The 18,378-nt window shown below is 36.1% G+C and carries 16 protein-coding genes; 2 read left to right on the top strand and 14 right to left on the bottom strand.

Annotated features, from left to right (window positions below; all coding sequences use genetic code 11):
- Positions 1-11: 11 nt before the first annotated feature.
- Positions 12-806: a zinc ribbon domain-containing protein gene (locus tag EJN90_RS09705; protein ID WP_126110741.1), complete on the bottom strand. Its 795-nt coding sequence runs from the start codon at positions 804-806 to the stop codon at positions 12-14.
- 30 nt (positions 807-836) lie between these two features.
- Positions 837-2,762, bottom strand: a complete 1,926-nt coding sequence (locus tag EJN90_RS09700; RefSeq protein ID WP_126110739.1) for a zinc ribbon domain-containing protein — start codon at positions 2,760-2,762, stop codon at positions 837-839.
- Between the two features lie 250 nt (positions 2,763-3,012).
- Between EJN90_RS09700 and EJN90_RS09695 the strand changes: the two genes are divergently transcribed.
- Entirely contained in the window at positions 3,013-4,191 is a 1,179-nt protein-coding gene (locus EJN90_RS09695; RefSeq protein ID WP_126110737.1) for a glycoside hydrolase family 3 protein, read from the top strand.
- A 460-nt stretch (positions 4,192-4,651) separates the two neighbouring features.
- Here the strand turns inward: EJN90_RS09695 and EJN90_RS09690 are convergent, their stop codons facing one another.
- The 3 genes from EJN90_RS09690 to EJN90_RS09680 all read right to left on the bottom strand — a co-directional run bounded on the left by EJN90_RS09690 (position 4,652) and on the right by EJN90_RS09680 (position 9,087).
- Positions 4,652-5,821: an MFS transporter gene (locus tag EJN90_RS09690; RefSeq protein ID WP_126110735.1), complete on the bottom strand. Its 1,170-nt coding sequence runs from the start codon at positions 5,819-5,821 to the stop codon at positions 4,652-4,654.
- Between the two features lie 3 nt (positions 5,822-5,824).
- The gene (locus EJN90_RS09685) at positions 5,825-8,071 is read right to left on the bottom strand and encodes an alpha-galactosidase (RefSeq protein WP_126110733.1); all 2,247 of its coding nucleotides are present in this window, start codon (positions 8,069-8,071) and stop codon (positions 5,825-5,827) included.
- 149 nt (positions 8,072-8,220) lie between these two features.
- Complete coding sequence (locus EJN90_RS09680; RefSeq protein ID WP_126110731.1) at positions 8,221-9,087, bottom strand: AraC family transcriptional regulator; 867 nt, start codon at positions 9,085-9,087, stop codon at positions 8,221-8,223.
- A gap of 265 nt (positions 9,088-9,352) precedes the next feature.
- On the opposite strand from EJN90_RS09680, the gene EJN90_RS09675 reads away from it, so the two are divergent.
- Positions 9,353-10,387, top strand: coding sequence for a YdcF family protein (locus EJN90_RS09675; RefSeq protein ID WP_126110729.1), 1,035 nt, complete (start codon positions 9,353-9,355; stop codon positions 10,385-10,387).
- A 1,261-nt stretch (positions 10,388-11,648) separates the two neighbouring features.
- On the opposite strand, the gene EJN90_RS09665 is transcribed toward EJN90_RS09675, so the two are convergent.
- The 9 genes from EJN90_RS09665 to EJN90_RS09625 form a co-directional block, all read right to left on the bottom strand.
- Positions 11,649-12,308 (bottom strand): HAD family hydrolase, encoded by a 660-nt coding sequence (locus EJN90_RS09665; RefSeq protein ID WP_126110725.1) that lies wholly within the window; start codon positions 12,306-12,308, stop codon positions 11,649-11,651.
- A gap of 81 nt (positions 12,309-12,389) precedes the next feature.
- Entirely contained in the window at positions 12,390-13,274 is an 885-nt protein-coding gene (locus tag EJN90_RS09660) for a DMT family transporter (protein WP_126110723.1), read from the bottom strand.
- A gap of 66 nt (positions 13,275-13,340) precedes the next feature.
- Positions 13,341-14,429, bottom strand: coding sequence for an SIS domain-containing protein (locus tag EJN90_RS09655; RefSeq protein WP_126110721.1), 1,089 nt, complete (start codon positions 14,427-14,429; stop codon positions 13,341-13,343).
- Positions 14,430-14,457: 28 nt separating this feature from the next.
- Positions 14,458-15,108: a hypothetical protein gene (locus EJN90_RS09650; RefSeq protein ID WP_126110719.1), complete on the bottom strand. Its 651-nt coding sequence runs from the start codon at positions 15,106-15,108 to the stop codon at positions 14,458-14,460.
- On the bottom strand, positions 15,101-15,823 hold the full coding sequence (locus EJN90_RS09645; RefSeq protein WP_126110717.1) for an N-acetylmannosamine-6-phosphate 2-epimerase: 723 nt from the start codon (positions 15,821-15,823) through the stop codon (positions 15,101-15,103). Before EJN90_RS09645 ends, EJN90_RS09650 begins: the two co-directional genes overlap by 8 nt.
- A gap of 22 nt (positions 15,824-15,845) precedes the next feature.
- On the bottom strand, positions 15,846-16,685 hold the full coding sequence (locus tag EJN90_RS09640) for a PTS system mannose/fructose/sorbose family transporter subunit IID (protein WP_126110715.1): 840 nt from the start codon (positions 16,683-16,685) through the stop codon (positions 15,846-15,848).
- Positions 16,685-17,422, bottom strand: coding sequence for a PTS mannose/fructose/sorbose/N-acetylgalactosamine transporter subunit IIC (locus EJN90_RS09635; protein ID WP_126110713.1), 738 nt, complete (start codon positions 17,420-17,422; stop codon positions 16,685-16,687). The genes EJN90_RS09640 and EJN90_RS09635 overlap by 1 nt, the downstream gene beginning before the upstream one ends.
- A 20-nt stretch (positions 17,423-17,442) precedes the next feature.
- On the bottom strand, positions 17,443-17,937 hold the full coding sequence (locus tag EJN90_RS09630) for a PTS sugar transporter subunit IIB (RefSeq protein ID WP_126110711.1): 495 nt from the start codon (positions 17,935-17,937) through the stop codon (positions 17,443-17,445).
- The gene (locus EJN90_RS09625) at positions 17,930-18,343 is read right to left on the bottom strand and encodes a PTS sugar transporter subunit IIA (protein ID WP_126110709.1); all 414 of its coding nucleotides are present in this window, start codon (positions 18,341-18,343) and stop codon (positions 17,930-17,932) included. Before EJN90_RS09625 ends, EJN90_RS09630 begins: the two co-directional genes overlap by 8 nt.
- Positions 18,344-18,378 lie beyond the last annotated feature (35 nt).

Genomic DNA, 18,378 nt, shown 5'->3' with positions numbered 1-18,378 from the left:
CTCGACAAGTATTAATAACTACCAAATAGTTCATACATGATGCCTTCGAATAAATACCCTCCGCTCATACCTTCTAAGTAAAGGCCTAATAAGATACGTATAATCAAGACAGCTAAGATTAAGTAACCAACGTTTCCGATAATGGTTGCGATGAAGGAATCTATTTTACTATTGTTATCCGTGCTGTATAGATAAATATTGAAGGCTGCTATATTGATAATACCTGTAAGTCCTAATAGTAAGAGAATCAAATCAGCCAAACCAAATGGTGATAAAAAACTGAAGATAAGCACTAAAGCAAGAATGAAGACATTTAGTGACAATAATCCACCAAATTGAGCGGTTGCTTGGCTAAAGCTGATGGGATTTTTTTTCATAAAACGAACAACTAAAAAGCTAACGAGTATCGGACAAAGGCTTGCTGCCACTTGAACGAAGAATATTTTAACAAAGTCAATAAATCCTAATCCGAGATACGATTCATTCGCAAAAACAGCTAGAATAAAGGTTGTTAATAATGCGATAACGGAAACTTGAATCCATCCCATAATAGCATGGGTGTTAGCGAAACTTGAGCTAGGATGTACAGCAGTTTGTAAAAGGTATTGCCAGTAATTGGTCATCTTATTTTTTACGTCTGTTAAATCAATATCAATATTGGGTGCTGTGATGGTAATTTGACTCGCATTAGGCTGTTGAGTAGGTTGTGTTTGTTGTGTGGCTTGTTCCACCAATGACGTGCCACACTCCGTACAAAATTTACTCTCCTCATTCATTTCTGCTTGGCAATTTGGACATATGATCATGTTATATGACTCCTTTATAATTTTTATTTTTTATTCGATGGTGACTGTTGCTGTCATTTGTTCACTTTCGCTATTGTAGACTCCGAGATAATTATCCCCTAAGTAGACATATTCGAAATAAATAGGAATATCCAAGGTATCATTTATAAATTCAGTTGCTTCTACACGAATAATGTTGTCTTGATAAGTGATATCATGAATGGCAAATTGAATGCCTCGACTTTGAACGTCATCTGGTTCATTTGTTGTGGAGCGTGAATACCAGAGTTCGCCAATGCCATTATGATTAGAACTTGGACTTTTTTCTCTAAAGTCATAAAGAATTGTTGAATCGGCTGTTGTTTCCTTAATCGTTTTGCCTATCAGGTAGCTAGCGGGATTGGTTTCTAGTAGCGCTTTGTCTGATTGCTCCGTTAAATAGGCGTTATAGATGGCGTTGCCTTTCTCTTCGAACATATCGTAAATAGCTGAATTAGTTCCTTCATTTTCTTGATAATAAAAGGTTAAGTCAGGATTAGTTGAAAATGTCAGTGTTTTACCCTCTTCGTTCTTTTCTAAAAAGATATCGTAAGTCCACTCACCTAGATTCTTTTCTTCTTCCGAATACATCATGCCGCTGTTAGCCGGCTGATTGGTAATGGTCGCTACATTTTTGTTTACATTTGATGAAAGGACGGCAGATACACTCATTTCACCATGATTAATCGCGGTAATCGCTAATGTTTCCGACAAATAAAAAACTGGCTTTCCCATTGTTTCACTCTCAGATGTGTAGCTAGGATAACTGGTCCAATAGCCATAGAAATCATCAATCGTTATAAAGCCATATTTTTCTCCATCAATCTTTTCGATTAAGGTCTCAAATACCTTAAAAGACTCTGGATAATAGCTCTCGACTGTTTCTGCTATATCCCCATCTATACTTAGATGGCCAACTGCTTCCTCCATTTCACCATTATCGAAAGACGTTTGTGCATTTGCAACCGCCTGATCAAATGCTTCGGCCTGCGAGATACGATTCAACAGAATGTCGGTGTTATCTAAATAATGTTGGTATAAACCTCCCAGTTTGCTCAAAGGCAGCTCCGCAATCTCCGCACTAATCTCTTGAAGTTGCGCTTTATCTTTATTTTTTACAGCTGCTAAGAAGGCTTCATTTCGTTCATTTAATTTTGAGTAAGCAGCTAACAGTTTAGAATCTGGTGCTGTTTCTTTAATTTCTACTAAAATTTCTTTTGCAGATGATGAATGGTCTATTTCTGATGCTTTTAGTTCATCAAGAACTTCTTCAAACAAGCTGACATATTCTGCTTCTTCTGGCCTTTTATGAGTTGGCAAAGCAACTTCAAAGTCCACTTCATCGTCCTGCGAGTAGATAATCTCTATAGTATCATTGACTTCATAAAAATATATTTTTTGCTCACTATCGGATACGTAAGCAAGAGCTTCCGGTTTTTCAGTGTGCATAACATACTGGTCATTGTGTGTCTCGACTATAAATCCTAGTTCTGAAAAATACTCACTCCCCACTTCCTCGTTCAGTGATGCGATAGGAATCGTCATTTCAGCTCTCAAAGGTTGACTGAGTGCGTATGGTTCGTTTTTAGACTGTGGATTATTAAATTCATAGTAAACATCAATCTCTGCATCCACTTCTTCGTCTAAATAACTGAACACAAATTCTTCTTTATTGGGAATCGACACTTTTAAGTATTCAATGCCATCTTGATAGACTAACCATTCTCCCTTTAATGCGTTTGCGTTAAGCATATAGGTTACTGTAGCAGCTAACACACCAAGGACTCCTAAAAAGGCAATTGCCTTAAATAATTTCTTGTTGCTTTTTCCATTTTGTGGTGTTGGCTTATTCGTTGACGCTAAAGAATGGCCACACTTTTCACAAAACTTACTGCCTGAATCACAAACTGATGAACACTTTGGACATTTCTGTACCAATTAATCTTCCTCCTTTTTATTTTTTCCACACTTCATCCATTATATCAAATTACCCGCGTTTTTCTGCATTTCCTTGAAAATAGCTATCTTTATATTTTCAAAATGTGAAAAATATCATTATATTTAAATAAGATGTATCTTGATATATATTGAGCTATATATATAATGAATCGTTTTAAAAATAAAATGGTTAAAGCTGTTGTGTTTGTTATAATACAAAGATACGGACAAAAGATAAGGTGGTTGAAACATGTATAAACAGAAGAATATCTTACTCAATTTTTTATATACAGTAGTGTTGTTTTTATTGGTATCTTGCGGGGAACAAACGGTTGACGATGAATCTGTTGTTGGATCAGAGTCATCGGTGATTGAATCTGAGAAATCCTCTCAGTTGATTGAAGAAAGTACGGTAGAAGATACTGCTGCAAGTCGTGAAAATGAACTGTTAGAAACAATGACACTTGACGAAAAAGTGGGTCAAATGTTTCTCGCACGATATCCTGATGAAGATTCTCTTGCTTATGCCATTAATTACGATTTAGGCGGCTATATCTGGTTTGCAAAAGATTTCAGCGAAAAAGATCCTCAGATTGTTCAAAGTGAAATTGATGCCATTCAAGCAGACATGTCGATTGATTTGTTTATGGCTGTCGACGAAGAAGGCGGCGATGTGGTTCGAATCAGTTCGTTTCCTCAATATAGAGAAACGCCATTTGTAACACCAAGACAAGCCTTTGAAGAAGGTGGTTGGTCCAGTGTCGAAGACTTCGCCCATGAACAAGCTATGTTACTAAAAAGCTTGGGATTCAATTTGAATTTGGCACCCGTCGTGGATATGCCGAATAGCTCTGATGATTTTATGTACCATAGGGCCTTCTCAACTGAGTTAGCAGACGTTACGAAGTTCACTGAACTTTTTGTCTCATCCTATACCAATGACAAGGTTGGAACAGTCTTGAAACATTTCCCAGGTTATGGCAGTAATGTTGATACTCATACAGGTGTCGCCTACGATGGCCGCTCGCTGGAGACATTAAAAGAACGAGACCTCATCCCTTTCCAAACAGGAATAAATAACGGCAGCCAAGCTATTCTCGTTGCCCATAACGTGATGACAGCGATTGACCCTGACTGGCCTGCCACCTTATCTCCCAAAGTCATTGCCGTCCTTCGTGATGACATGGGATTTGAAGGAATGATTATGACTGACGATTTAATTATGGACGGTCTTCAGGCCTTTGCCACGGTTGAAGAGGCCGCTGTATTAGCAGTATTAGCAGGAAATGACGTTTTAATTAGCTCTGACTTCTTGATTCAAATCCCTGCCGTTATCGCAGCAGTTGAAGACGGACGCATCCCGGAAGAAGTTATCGATGCCGCAGTATTACGTATTTTGAAGGTGAAAATTGAACTTGGATTGATTTAGGAAGAGGTTTGTAGGATGGTGTGGTTTTGAAAGCCGTTTTTCATTTATAGAAGATGTTTTATGGGTATTTTTGGTTTTTGCAAATGGATTTTGGATTTCAAAGGAGATTTTGGATTGAATTTCCGCTTTTGGGTTTCCTGTCAAATAGCGAGGGACACTGTTTTGTCCGTATAAACGGTGGTTGAAATTCACCGGGAAGGTGTAGTTTGGAATGGCTACAAAAATTTTTCTAGCCACAAAAAAAAGCAGCTGCATAAATGCAACTGCTTTTTTCCATAAATCTTTGGGGGGATTTATGATATGTCAAAAATTATTGGAGAAGCTCGTTAAAAGCTCTTCAAGTTTTTTGGCATGTCTTTATTATACACTATTCCCCTAAAAATGGAACCGCTTTTTTAAAGTAATTTATTTTTAAATTAGTGCGTTTAAAAATAGCCTGACGGGCTTGGTATTATAAGCTTTAAATATTTTGGTTAATTGTTTTTCGAGAATTCTTTTGGTTACTAAAAACCACCACTAGAAGAACGATTGCAAATAGGATCGCAAAAATATAGAAAGGTGCAGTCAATTCTTCGCTGGCTGTCATCACTTGGGCGATGCTCATCGCAATCGGCGCCATGAAGTTTCCTATATTGCATCCAATAAAAATCAATGACGTAGCAAAATTCACTGTATTCTTCGTTGTGATTTGATCCAAATTACTGAAGATAAATGGAAAACACCACGATCCTGGAATGCTTGATAAAAATAGTCCCAGTAGTAACAGCAGCATGTTGCCGCTAGATATGGCAATTAATAAGTTTGACGCGATAATGAAACCAACACCTAGATAGAGGGTGGCATTTCCGAATTTTCGATTCACTGAACCAAAAACAAATCCCGCTACGATTCCTAATATTGGCATCAAGGCAAGATAATTACTTGCATTGAAACCGATCCCCTTTATTTCAGTGGCTATAGAAGAAAATCGCACTGAAATAGCTATACTGTTCATTACCAGCAAAATGGCAAATAATACAAGCACATAGACGGCTGGATTCATCTTCTCTTTTGTTGTGCCTTTTTCTGATTCTACAATCTCTATCTCCGGTACTTTTAAGGCAAATAAAAGCGCAATGGGAAATGCGATTGCATAAACACTAAAAGAGGCTGTCCAACTAATATTCACCAATAGACCGGCAAGAAATATCAAGACTGTTTGGCCGATTGCTTCCATCGAATTTCTCATTCCCAGTAGTGAGGCACGTGTGTTTCCAGTATATAAGGCGCTAATGTAAGTGACCGCTAAAGAATTATATAGTCCCAGACCGGCTCCTAAAATAATTCTACTGATTAATACCATTGTAAAATTCGAAACGAAGACAGGCAGAATTCCACCGATCCCTGCTAATATCAAACCGACAACAATGGTTCTCTTCATCCCCAATTTATTTGCAACGTAACTAGATAATAAAATAAACAGAATAACCGTAACACTTGGAGCCGTACCTAATAATTCGGTTTGGCTTTGCGATATATTCAATGCTTCTCTCATTTGAGGGATTACACCATTAATCGCTTGAGAGCTCGTCAGCATTAAAGAAATACCCAGTACGGCAACTTTTTGTAAGTTTCCTTTTTGATTCTCCATCTATTATTTCCCCTCTTGTGTCAGAACCCATACGCGCGAATCAAAATCATGCGTTTCTGCCCGATTATTTTGTTCATTAATTTGTCCGCTGGAAGCGTCGGTAATAACCAATCCTGCATTCATCAATTCTGTTCCCGAATACATTTTCCCGTCAATTTGATAGTCCGCATCGGCATTTAACCCTTCCAGTTTCATTCGCTGATAGGAGCGATTCACTTCATTCAAAGTCTTATAATGTGCGACAATGGCTGTTGTTTGATCTTCACTTACCACCATCCAGGCTGTTTGGTTGTCATGATCAAAAGGAGAAAGCAAGCGATGGAAGGTGCCGTTATGAATCACGGAACGGTATTTTTTATAGAATTTAATTTGTTCCTTGACAATATCCAGTTCATTTTCTTTTAACTGATTCAAATCTAATTCATAACCAAAGGCTCCAAAGAATGCAACATTTCCGCGAGTTTCAATTGGAGTGATTCGATTGGTTTGATGGTTCGGAACCATTGAGACATGAGCGCCTATGGAGGATACAGGGTACAACAAACTAGTTCCGTATTGAATCTTCAAGCGCTCAATTGCATCAGAATCGTCACTTGTCCAAGTTTGTGGGGCATAATACAACATACCTGGATCAAATCTTCCACCACCTGATGAACAAGATTCGAATAAGACATTTGGATATTTAGTTACTAACATTTCATATAAGCGATATACCCCCAAAACGTATCGATGGAATACTTCGCCTTGCTGACCAGCATCTAAACGGTGATCGTATACATCCGTCAACGGACGATTCATATCCCATTTAATGTAGTCCAACTTCGATTTATCGATGATCTCGCTCATTTGAAGAAAGATGTTATCTACTACTTCCTTCACACCAAAGTTCAACACAAATTGATTGCGGCCATGGTTTTCTTTGCGGTTCGGCGTATGTATCAGCCAATCGGGATGTTCACGGAATAGTTCGCTGTCTTTATTAACCATCTCTGGTTCAAACCATAAACCAAACTTCATTCCTAAACTGCGTATTCTCTCCGCTAGGCTATCGATTCCTTTCGGTAAACGTTCCTTATTCTCGAACCAATCGCCTAATCCGGCGAAATCATTGTTTCTTTCCCCAAACCAGCCATCATCCAATACAAATAGTTCCACACCAACATCATGTGCTTTTTCTGCAATACTCACCAGTTTTTCTTCATCAAAGTCAAAATAAGTTGCTTCCCAGTTATTAATTAGAACTGGCCGGTCTTTTTCACGCCATTCTCCTCGTGCTAAACGCTTTCTAAATAATTGATGGAAAGAGTGGCTCATGCCATTCAATCCTTGATCAGAATAAACAAGGATCGCTTCTGGACTCGTAAAAGCTTCGCCAGCTTCCAGCTTCCATTCAAAGCAAAATGGGTTCATGCCCACTTGTAATCTTGTTACATCCCAGGTATCTACTTCTGCTTGAATCAGAAAATTCCCTGAATAGACAAAAGATAATCCGATAACCTCACCTTGAAATTCATCTGCAGTCTTTCTTTTCAATGCTACAAAGGGATTATGCTGATGGCTTGAAATACCTCTGGTGGATTCAATGGACTGAATTCCTTGTTGCAGCGAACGTTCTTTCATTGCTCGTTCTCTTCCCCACGCCCCTGATAATTGAATCCAATCATAATCAGCATCCGGCAAATCCAATGACAGACTTGCAAGCTGTTCAATCGCCTGTGTCTGTTCTCCTCTATTGATTACACGAGCACTGCGCGTAATTACTGCCAGTTCACTAAAAATGGTATAGAGTAATTCAACTTCCACCTTTGTTAGTTCATCTTTTAGTGTGACGATCAAGGTCTTAGCTTCAGAATTATTTTCAACATAAGTTGCTGGCAAATCTTCCAACCCAGGTTTCCCATCAATGATTTCATGTTTTAGGTAGGTAAAATTTGTTATTTTTGAGCCATTTTCTTGTCTCAACGAAATCCCAGGATGGCGAAAATCAGTAGTGCCATATTCTGGAAATTCTTGTTTTAAATGTTCTAAGGAATATAGCAGGTCATTTTCTTGGCGATAAGTCGTCATTGGACGATGATGCATTTCAACCAAATGACTATAATCGCTTTCCGGCAGAGCTTTACCATAATATAAGTGGAGCAGTTTCCCATCAGAAGAAGCTTTAAAAATATAGCTTACTTTCCCATTGCTTAAGTGAAATTGATTCGTTTCAGTACGAAAATGAATCGTTGCTTGGTTTTCTTTTAACATTGATTGTTCCTCCTTCTTTAACTAACTACATTGTAAAAAACGCTTCCAGTTCCGGTAAGCGTTTTTCAGAACACAAATTTAGTCAAATTTGACATGATCTTAGGAGGAAGCATTAGCTGAGACTATTTAATGACGCAAAAGTCACTAGCTTAATCTGTGGTTTTCCCATTCGAAATATTTGCTAAGCCAATTCGATTCTTCCGGTAAATGGTTGGAGAAACTCCTCGAACCTGTTTAAAGGCCTTTGAAAATGCCTGCGGGCTGGAGAACCCAATCATCTCGCTGATTTCATGGATTGAATGATCTGTTGACGTGAGCAAATCATTCCCAGTCGTAATACGAATTTCATTGATGTACTCTTTGATCGTGCTTCCAATATCTTTTTTAAACAAACGAGATAGATAACTTGGATTAATCGATAATTCTTCTGAGATACTCCCCACTGATATATTCTTGCTTGCATATTTGTTGATGATTTCTAATGCTTGACTGACATAGGGGTTCATTTTTCTGGTGACAATTTCTTGTTTAGGAATGGCTGATGACTTTATCAGCAGCTCTAAAAACTTATACACCTGTTTTTGTAACACAATCTCATTAATTAAGTCATCTTGTTCATAAGCAAAACACTCAAACACAGTGGCTTTGAAATCATTTAAATTTCTAACATCAAAAGATAGACGGTTTTCCTTGATCCCTAGATGCTCTAGATAAGTCTCCATCATACTTCCGCCTATTCCCATCCATACATAGCTCCAAGGATGTTGTTCATCTGCTTGGTAGAAGGTTGACGTTTTAGGCGGGATAACGAAACCCTGCCCTTTTCTTAAGTAATACTTTTGATTTTTGATGGTGTAATAGCCTTCACCTTCTAAAATGATATGGATCAGATATTGATCGCGGATAGCCGGTCCAAAGCTGTGCTTTGGTTCAGTTTTTGCAAATCCACAATAAGAAAAATAACAGTCAGAGATTGTAGCGTTGGGTTGCTTTAATAAAAATATCGATTCTTCCATTGCTTTCTCCTTTCAAGAAATGTCAGATTTAGACACATTTTATAAAGAAAAGTAAGATTACTACATTATTATGAGCATGATATTTGTATTTTAACATCAACGTTGAAAAATGCGAATGAGAATTTACTTGTAGGTTTTAATTTCTTTTTCCAGCCTGAAGCAAATTGGCGCGGAGGTAGGTGTTTCAATAGTAAATTTATTTGTTTTATAGTAACTTGTTAGTAAGGAAAAGACTTTGTTCTACTTTGGCAGGAAGGAGAAAAGGATGATACATACTATTACGGCTATTTTATTTATCGTTTTTTTAATCATTTATCTACAGGACAGGCGAAAAGTAAGCAATGGGTTCTTTTTATCTTTATTTTTATTCAGCCTATATCTATCACTGGCTTACGAAGCAATCACATCACGTCCTCCTATTATTTTTTGGATTTTTATCGTCATCACGATTCTTGGACTCCTCTTTCTTTTGACGGGCGGATTTGCATTGATGATCTTCTCTTTTATAAATGCAAGGATTCTCTTTAAAAAAGAAGGTAGGAGTCTGCGTAATTCTTTAACTTTAGCAGTCGGCATAGGAATCTTAGGCTTGTTTATTTTGTCGTTTTTTCAGATTCAAGATCATCTTCCAGAACAACTAGGCTTTCTTTTTACTTTTTCCTATTTTTGTATTTACTATATTTCCTTTTTCTTTATAGAATTCTTTGTCTCTTCCATGCTTTATCAAGTGTATTTTCCTAAGCATGATAAAGATTTTATTATCGTTTTGGGAAGTGGATTGATAAATGGAGATGAAGTACCGCCATTATTGCAAAGCAGAGTCAACAAAGCTCTCGCTTTTTATTACAAACAAAAAGAAAAGACTGGAAAGCGGGCCAAAATCATTTTTTCAGGTGGACAAGGACCCAACGAGACGGCTTCTGAAGCGAAGGCTATGGCGAACTTTGCCTTCCGAAAAGGTTTGCCAGAGGAAGATAGCATCCTGGAAGATCAATCGATTAACACAGCGGAAAACATGCGTTTTTCAAAACAAAAAATGGAAGAATATACGTCTGCTGACTATCAAGCTGTATATGTGACCAATAACTTTCATTTATTAAGAGCAGGAATCTACGCGAAAAGAGCCGGACTAAAAGCACAAGGAATTGGATCAAAGACTGCTTTCTATTTTTGGCCCAATGCTTTTATCCGAGAATTTATTGCTTATATTGTTTTGTACCGTAAAATTCATATACTGATTATTAGTATGGTCTTTCTATTCTTGACTGCTTTGACACTTTTGCTTCAATTGGCTAACTGAAACACCTTGGCAGGCATTGTCTGTGCCCTTGATTGATATCCAAGAAGATATTTTAGTTTTCAGATGAGGTAAGAGGTGCTATTCGTCAGTTGAAAACAGATTTTTGCTTGCAACTGTTGTTTTTATGGTAAATTCGACAGTTGAAATTGAAATAGACCTTGCAACTGTTGCTTTTGCGGTGAATTCGACAGTTGAAAACAAAATAGGGCTTGCAACTGTTGAAAATTGAATTGAGTTGGACTCTCAAGCTCCTTCAAGTGAGACTTCATGCGACTTCAGAAAATTCATAACTTTTTTAGATCAGAAAAAACCATCTTAACTTCCGACAAGATTCAGGAGAGTCCGCCCCATCAGTCATAAGCTTGGCAAGCCAACTGAAAAGCAATATACCACCGACTGAAAAAAATTAAAAATCCGAAAACTTTAAATCTTTATTTGTACATTCACTACAAATGATTGGGGAGTTTTCAAATTCAAACACTTTAGCAGGCATTGTCTGCGTTCTTAAATGACTAGGAGGAAATCCCCATTTTACCCAACATTTTTCTCCTGTTACGATGACTTTTTCACAGTTATCACAATGGAACTGTTTATCCTTTACGCTGTACATACTTCTTACATCTCCTTTTGATTAGATATTTTTATTTTTATCTTAACATAGCTTATTAGAAATTGATGATTGAAAAAAATTATAATCCCTAGCTCTAAAAAACGCCTATCTAAAAATTTGTCAAAATGATCAAATTTTTAAAGCGATGAAATATTTAAAAGAAATCATTGAAATATCTAAGAGATAGATAAAAAAATAAGGAATTCAAACGATTAAATTAAGTCATTAGCCTGCGCAATAGTGAAAAAAAGCCCTATAAAGAATCTCTTATTAAAGAGTTCAATTTATAGGGCCTTTCTTTTTATTTCTTCACAAAAGGTTGTGTTGTACTTCCAGGAGCTTGGCCACCTTGAATATTGTTTCTCTGCCACCATTCCGTTTAAATAATCTTTTCTTAATGGAGATTTTATAATGAGACTGAAAAAAATCCCAGCAGCTTAGAGATGTGATATGCGTTAGAAGTTTCGGAGCTAAACGCCCTTTTTCCCCACTCTCATATTTTTAGATTTTCAGCTCATTTCCTTATTTTAACTCTGGTCAAAAATCTTTTTAGTCTCGATTAGATGATCAGATTCTGCTGCTAGTTATCGAGCTCCAAAATAGTTTTTTTAACTGAGTTAAAAAACATTTGCTTAAGCAGACAGCAACACCTTATACATTTTTATTTGCTAAAACTTCTACCTCTGTAATAACTTCTTTTAATCGATGGATCTTTTTATCGGCAATATTTTGGTCAAAATTAAATCGACTGTCTCTTTTAGCAAGAACAAGCATACCGGCTTCCTTTCCTGCTGTAATGCCATAGGTCGAATCTTCAACTACTAAGCATTCTTCAGGATGTACTTGTAACTTTTCTGCAGTTTTTAGATAAATCTCAGGATGTGGCTTTGATTGTTTAAACATTTCTCCGCTTAATACAGAATGAAAGTAATGACGAATATTACATTGTTTTAGAACTTCCATAATATTTGAATAAGAAGAGGAAGATGCCAGACCGATTCTATAGTTCCTTTTAGTTAACCAGTCTAGGACTAAAAGTAAATCTTTATCCATTATATTTTGAAAGTTAATGGGATGATCTTTATAAAACTCTTTGTAAGCTTCATCATATTGAGTCCTGTCCATTTCCTTTCCCCATATGTTTTGAATAATATCCCACGCGTCTACACTGCTAGAGCCAACTACTTTATTCAATTCTTCTTTATCTGGTTGTAAATCATTATGTAAGAGAAATTTATAAAGTCGTTCAAAGTAAATAGGTTCGGTATCTACGATTACGCCATCCATATCAAAAATAACAGCTTTCATCATTATTCTCCTCCTTGAGTGTTTGATTTATATTTGTAATCTTATATTTTTAGATAAATGTACAGCAAAGAGAACTTCCAATAATCATGCCAGAGGTACTTTTTCATCAGCCTCTTCCTTATCAGAAAAAAAGAGATATAAACCAAATAGCAAAAATATACAGCCCATGATTGTGAACGTCTTTACTTCTTCTCTTAAAAAAATGATTCCACATACTAATGACACAAGTGGCTCAAACAGACATAACATACTTGCTTTTGTACTTCCCAATATCAGAATTCCTTTTTGTAAAAATACCACACCAAAGAGAGAAGAACAAATAGCTAATAAGAATGAAAATAACATTGCTTTTAATTCCATATGAAGGTTAATTGAAGAGAAGCTAAAATGTAACAATAATATTTGCAAAACAATAAAAAAAGCTAGAAGAAAAGTAGTTATATATACATTTAATTCTGCAAGTTCTTTTTTTTCCATTAATAGGATGTATAATCCGTAAGTTACGGCTGAAAGTAGAGCTAGAATTCCTCCGTATAAATTAAATCCTTTGCTGAATCCCATTAAAAAAAATAACCCTACTATTATAATAATAATTGAGAAGTAATTTTTATATCCTAATCGGTTCTTAAAAAAGATCCGAGAAATAATCGCAATTATAATTGGATAGAAAAAGTGTATATTGGTAGCTATACCTGTAGGAATAAGTTCGTAGGATTTATTTAAAAGTAACGTGGTCATTCCTACCAGTATAGAAACAAAAAAAATCCAGATGACTTTATTAATTGGTACAGCTTCTCTCATATTCTTCTTGGGAATAAGAAATACTAAAATAATCAACGAAAATAAATTTCTATAAAATAAAACGCTGATTGCGTTGCCACCACTCATATATATATATTTCGTTAATAAAGGAACTAATCCGAATAAAATAGCACTAAGTACTACATAAAAATACCCTCTTTTTGCCATGTGCCTACTCCTTAACTATTCAAAAAACGAGCCACACCAAATTAAGCGTGGCATCGTATAAACCTGTTAATAGGTATAACTTCCCATTTTTTTATGGAAGTGTGGATCAGAAGAAACATTGCAATCAATGCCTAAGTCGAGAGATAATTTCCTAGCTAGGACTTGGAATGGAACCACATACTCTAAAGAAGCAAAGTAATGATTATTTTTAAAATCATACACTAAATTGTTTTTATTAGTGACTTGCCCTTCGTCCGATGTTATTACGAAATTTTTATTTCCTCTTTCTTTTTCAAAGTAGTTCTTCATATTGATCATTCGATCATAGTACTGTCCTTCACAGCCTATATAAAGCATGTAAGTGTCCTCATCAATAGAATGGTATACGCCATGCATGAATTCTTCCATTTCATATCCGGTTACACTATAACGAACTGCTTCCAAGACTTTTAGGGTTCCTTCTAGTAAGGCAGATTTACATTGCTCATATCCCACAATAATGATCCTTCTCGATTTAATAAGCTCTTGTTTATTATCTTCATACCATTTTACACTTGCTTCAGCGATTGCAGGAATTTGATCCGTTGTTTCTAACACTTCATCTACATATTTTTCATATTCAGCATCCGTTATTTTGTTCATTTTTAACGCTATTTCTAAAGCGAATAAAACTAAAGTAGCCACCGTTCCGATATATCCTTTCGTTTTTGGCCCTGCATATTCGGGACCAATAGCGATTTCAACGGAACAATCTGCATGTTCTAATATCGGCTTATTTTTTTCTGCAGTGGCAGCAATCGTGGCATATCCTTTTTCTCTAGCTTTATCTAAAGCTGATATGGTAGATGTCGATCTTCCCGCATGTGAAATACCAACAACTAATGTATCGGAATCGGGAAGAAACTCTTGGTCTTTAAATTCCATTGGGTATTGAACAACAATTGGAATATCCAGAATCTTTTCAATGACACTTTGAGCCGCTAAACCAGCGTGATAACTAGTGCCGGAACCAACAATATACATTCTATTAATTTTTTTTGAAAAGAAGTATTCGACCGCTTTTTCTAATATTTGATCCTTATGTTTTACAATACTTCTTACCGCATCTTTAGACTCTAAGATGTAATCATACATATCCCAATTTTCTTCACTCATTAAATATTCTCCTTTAACACAAAACTCTTTATTTTTGTAATAAGCTATCTAATACTTTTGTTTCTTCTTCTGAAATGCCTAAATCTTTTAATCTTCTTATTAACTTTCTTGCTTCTCCTATTTCCCCAATAAACTCATATAACTTTGCAAGACGGAAATTCAATACTGCCATTTCTGAAGTAGAACGCGCTTTCTTTATTTTTTCTTCTAGTATGCTGATATATTTTTTGTCATGATCGATATAGATTGCTTTTAAGTCATTCAGTTCAGCATATAACTTACCATCCTCTTCTTCATCTATTCGATTCATCAAAAAGTTATATACGTTTATTGCATCATTTTTATATCCATAATTTACGTAATAGGCATATACAGGTAATAAAACCTGAGTCAATCCTTTATTTTTCTCATTAGATGCCATCCATTGTTCGCTTATTTCTTTTACGTGACGAAATTCATTAGTGTCTACATAGTACTTTATTTTGAGTACCATTAATGTTATGGAGGAAAAATATAGCTTCATAGGAAGAGAATCCAGCAAATCCATATATTCTTTCTCTTCCTGATTCTTTTTATGCTTCATTAAAAGAAATAAATATCTTTTTGTAATATATTTTTTATATAAGAAACTAGCAATAATACTAATCAAGAATAAGGTAGGCATCCAGTACTTATTCATGGTATCTCTTCAACATCCGTGCAAAACGTTTAGCAGTAATATGGGGACGAGTAATAGCGTTACCTACAACTACTGCATGCGCTCCCATATATAGACATTGAACTGCAATTTCAGGAGTTGAAACTTTTCCTTCCATAATAACTTTCGTATCTGTACCTTTTACTGCATCAACAATATCTCGTAGCAAAATAAAATCTGGCACATCTTTAATCGTCACATTGTCAAAATAACCAGCCTTTGTATATCCTTGCAGCGTCGGGGCTACAAAATCAGCACCATTTTCAGCTGCAATAACTGCGTCTTCTGGAGTCGCAATATCTGCAAAAATTAAAGCTTCTGGAATCTCTTTCTTGATTTCTTTTATCGTCTCGTAAGAATACTTTCCATCATCTCTTTTATGTTTTGTTGCTTGGACGGCAATAATTTCTGCTCCAGCATCCCAAAGTTTCTTAGCTGCATCTAAATTTGGAGTTAAATAAACATCCTTTATATTTCTATCAATTTTCCAAATACCGATGATTGGAAGATCTACAACTCGCTTAATTTTCTCTATGTCTTCTGGAGAATTGGCTCTTATCCCTACTGCGCCTCCCCATTCAGCACTTTCAGCCATTTTAACTGTAATATTTTCCATATAATGGGGTTCGCCTGGAACTGCTTGACAAGAAACAATTAATCCATCTTTTAGACTAGCAATGATTTCTTCTTTTTTCATAGTTTCCTCTCCTTTATCCCATCTATCCTAAAATACCTAGAGCAACTCCGATAATCCCTAATAGGAGTAAACCAAACATTATCCATGTTCCACTAATTTTTTTCTGCAAAAGTCCGTAACAGCCAAAGGTAAGTAATAAAGGTAAGCCTTTAGGTAAAATAGAGTCCAGCGTCTCTTGGATATTCACTTCTGCGCCGTTAAGATTAATAATGGCAGGTACATTAACGTTGACCATTGCTGCGATCATTGCACCTATTACTACAAGCCCTAAGACTTTTGCGGCTTCTGTTAATTTTTGCAGTGTACCGTCAGCGCTGATTTTTGTTAAAAATTCACTACCACCTTTATAACCCGCTTTAAATCCAAACCATCTAATTAGTTCACTAGGAATGACATTGATTAGAAAATAGAGTAGTGGTCCTAATATATTCCCTTGAATAGCTAATGGTGCACCAATCCCCACACCAATTACTCGGAATGTCCCCCAGAAAAATGAGTCTCCTATACCAGCAAGCGGACCCATCAAAGCTGCTTTTACTGAATTAATGGAAGATACTTCAAATTCTCCTTCTTCAGAATTTGCATATTGTTCTTCCATCGCACAACTAATCCCGAGAATGAATGGGGAAGTCGTGGTTGCACAGTTAAAGAATTCTAAGTGACGTTTGAAACCTTCTTTTAATTTTTCTTCGTTATTGCTGTATAGCTTTTTGATTACTGGAGTCATTGCCCACCCAAATCCGGTAGACATTTGACGCTCGTAATTAAAACAACCCAACAATTGATAGTGTCTTAGATAAACGCTCATTAGTTCCTTTTTGGTTAATTTATTCGAAGTATTTTTCTCTATTCCCTCTGCCATTAGAATAATTCCCCTTCCATTGGTTTAAATTGATAATAAATATAGGCACAAATTGCTCCCATCACAGCAGCGCCTATCGTGTTTATATCGAAGAATGCTACTAAAGCAAATCCCAAGAACAGAAATGCTGCATACTTTTTATCAAACGTTAGTTGCATTAACATCGCAATCCCTAAAGCTGGAAGCAGGTTACCTGATTGTCCTAATCCAGATTGAATGACTTGGGGAATATTATTGACAATAGCGGTAATCGCATTTCCTCCCACCATAAATCCAATGAAAACCATCAAGAATTTAGATAAGAAATATACTAAAGAGCCAGTCCAGTTTCCAACTGCAATGCCTTTCCAGTTTCCTTTTTCAATTTGTTTATCTGCATAATGGGCAAATGTAGTATTTAGTATTCCGACTCCAATGGCTACCATTTGAGCAAGTAGAGCAATAGGAATCGCTAATGCTAAGGTTGTTTGATAATCCGCACCTGTTTGGATTGCTAGTGCAGTCGCTAAAGCAGATCCTACAACCACGTCAGGAGGAGTAGAGGTACCAATTCCGACAAGTCCCATCCAGACTAATTCTAATTGACCCCCAATTATTAGACCTGCATTGAAGTCTCCCATAGCTAGGCCCACTAATGGACCTATAATGATCGGTCTATCCAACATATGCTGTCCGCCGATTCGGCTTTCCATATAGATAACTGCAGCGATTAATGCAACGATAATTCCTTGAATCATTGAGTTTCATCTCCTTTTAATTAGATATTATTAAAAGCCTTTGCAATTCCTGCGTAATTCATTTTTTCCAAAGAAGGCGTTACCTGTGCAAAAACATCGATCCCTTTTTCATGTAGCTTTCTTGCATATTCAAAATCTTCTTTTGTCATCATTATTTGAGGCAATGTGGCAGTCAATTTCTCTTCTTTTTTAATTCCTGCGGTACCAATATTTACGCTCTTAAGGTCTTTGACCTCCTCACTAATTTTATAGGCATCTTCTACGCTCTCAGTTACTATAAAAAACTTTTTATTACTGTGTTTTCCACTATTAAGAATTTCTATAGCTTCTTCCATGCTTTTAATAATCAAACTTACCCCAGCTGGTTTAGCCATTTTCATTGTCATAGACATAAATGTATCTTTTGCTGCGGCATCATTCGCTACCAATATACAATCTGGTTTTAGCGCACTTGTCCAGGAAACTGCTACCATCCCGTGGACCAGGCGGTCATCTACTCTTAGCAAACTAATCATTTTTAACTTCCTCCTTTTCTAACCCTTCCATTAATGGATTCATAAAAATTAATTGTTCTCTCGATGAAGCGATCATATTTTCAATGCTCTCTTCAGGGAGCTCTTCAGTGCTTAGTGCTATTTCTAAAATAATAGCTAAGTTTATCCCACTAATTACCTTATAACCGTATTTAGAAATGTATTTTGATGCAATCCTATTTACTGTTCCACCCGGAATATCGGTAAATACAAACAAGGTAGAACCTGATAATTCCTCAACTTTTATTAGAAATTCTTCTTCAAAATCGTTGTTTTCAACATAGGCGTTAATATAATGGATATTCTCAGCCTCGTTATTAAAGAATTTTACCGATTCATAAAAACCTTGTGCTAAGCCGCTATGGGTAGCAATTAAAATGTTTCTCATGCTTTGCCTCCTTTTAGATGTAGAAAATAAACATT

Origin of the sequence: Jeotgalibaca ciconiae, from assembly GCF_003955755.1 — a bacterium.
Classification (GTDB): Bacteria; Bacillota; Bacilli; order Lactobacillales; family Aerococcaceae; genus Jeotgalibaca; species Jeotgalibaca ciconiae.
The sequence above is the reverse complement of the archived record's forward strand: the minus strand, read 5'-3'. Positions and strand labels throughout refer to the sequence as shown.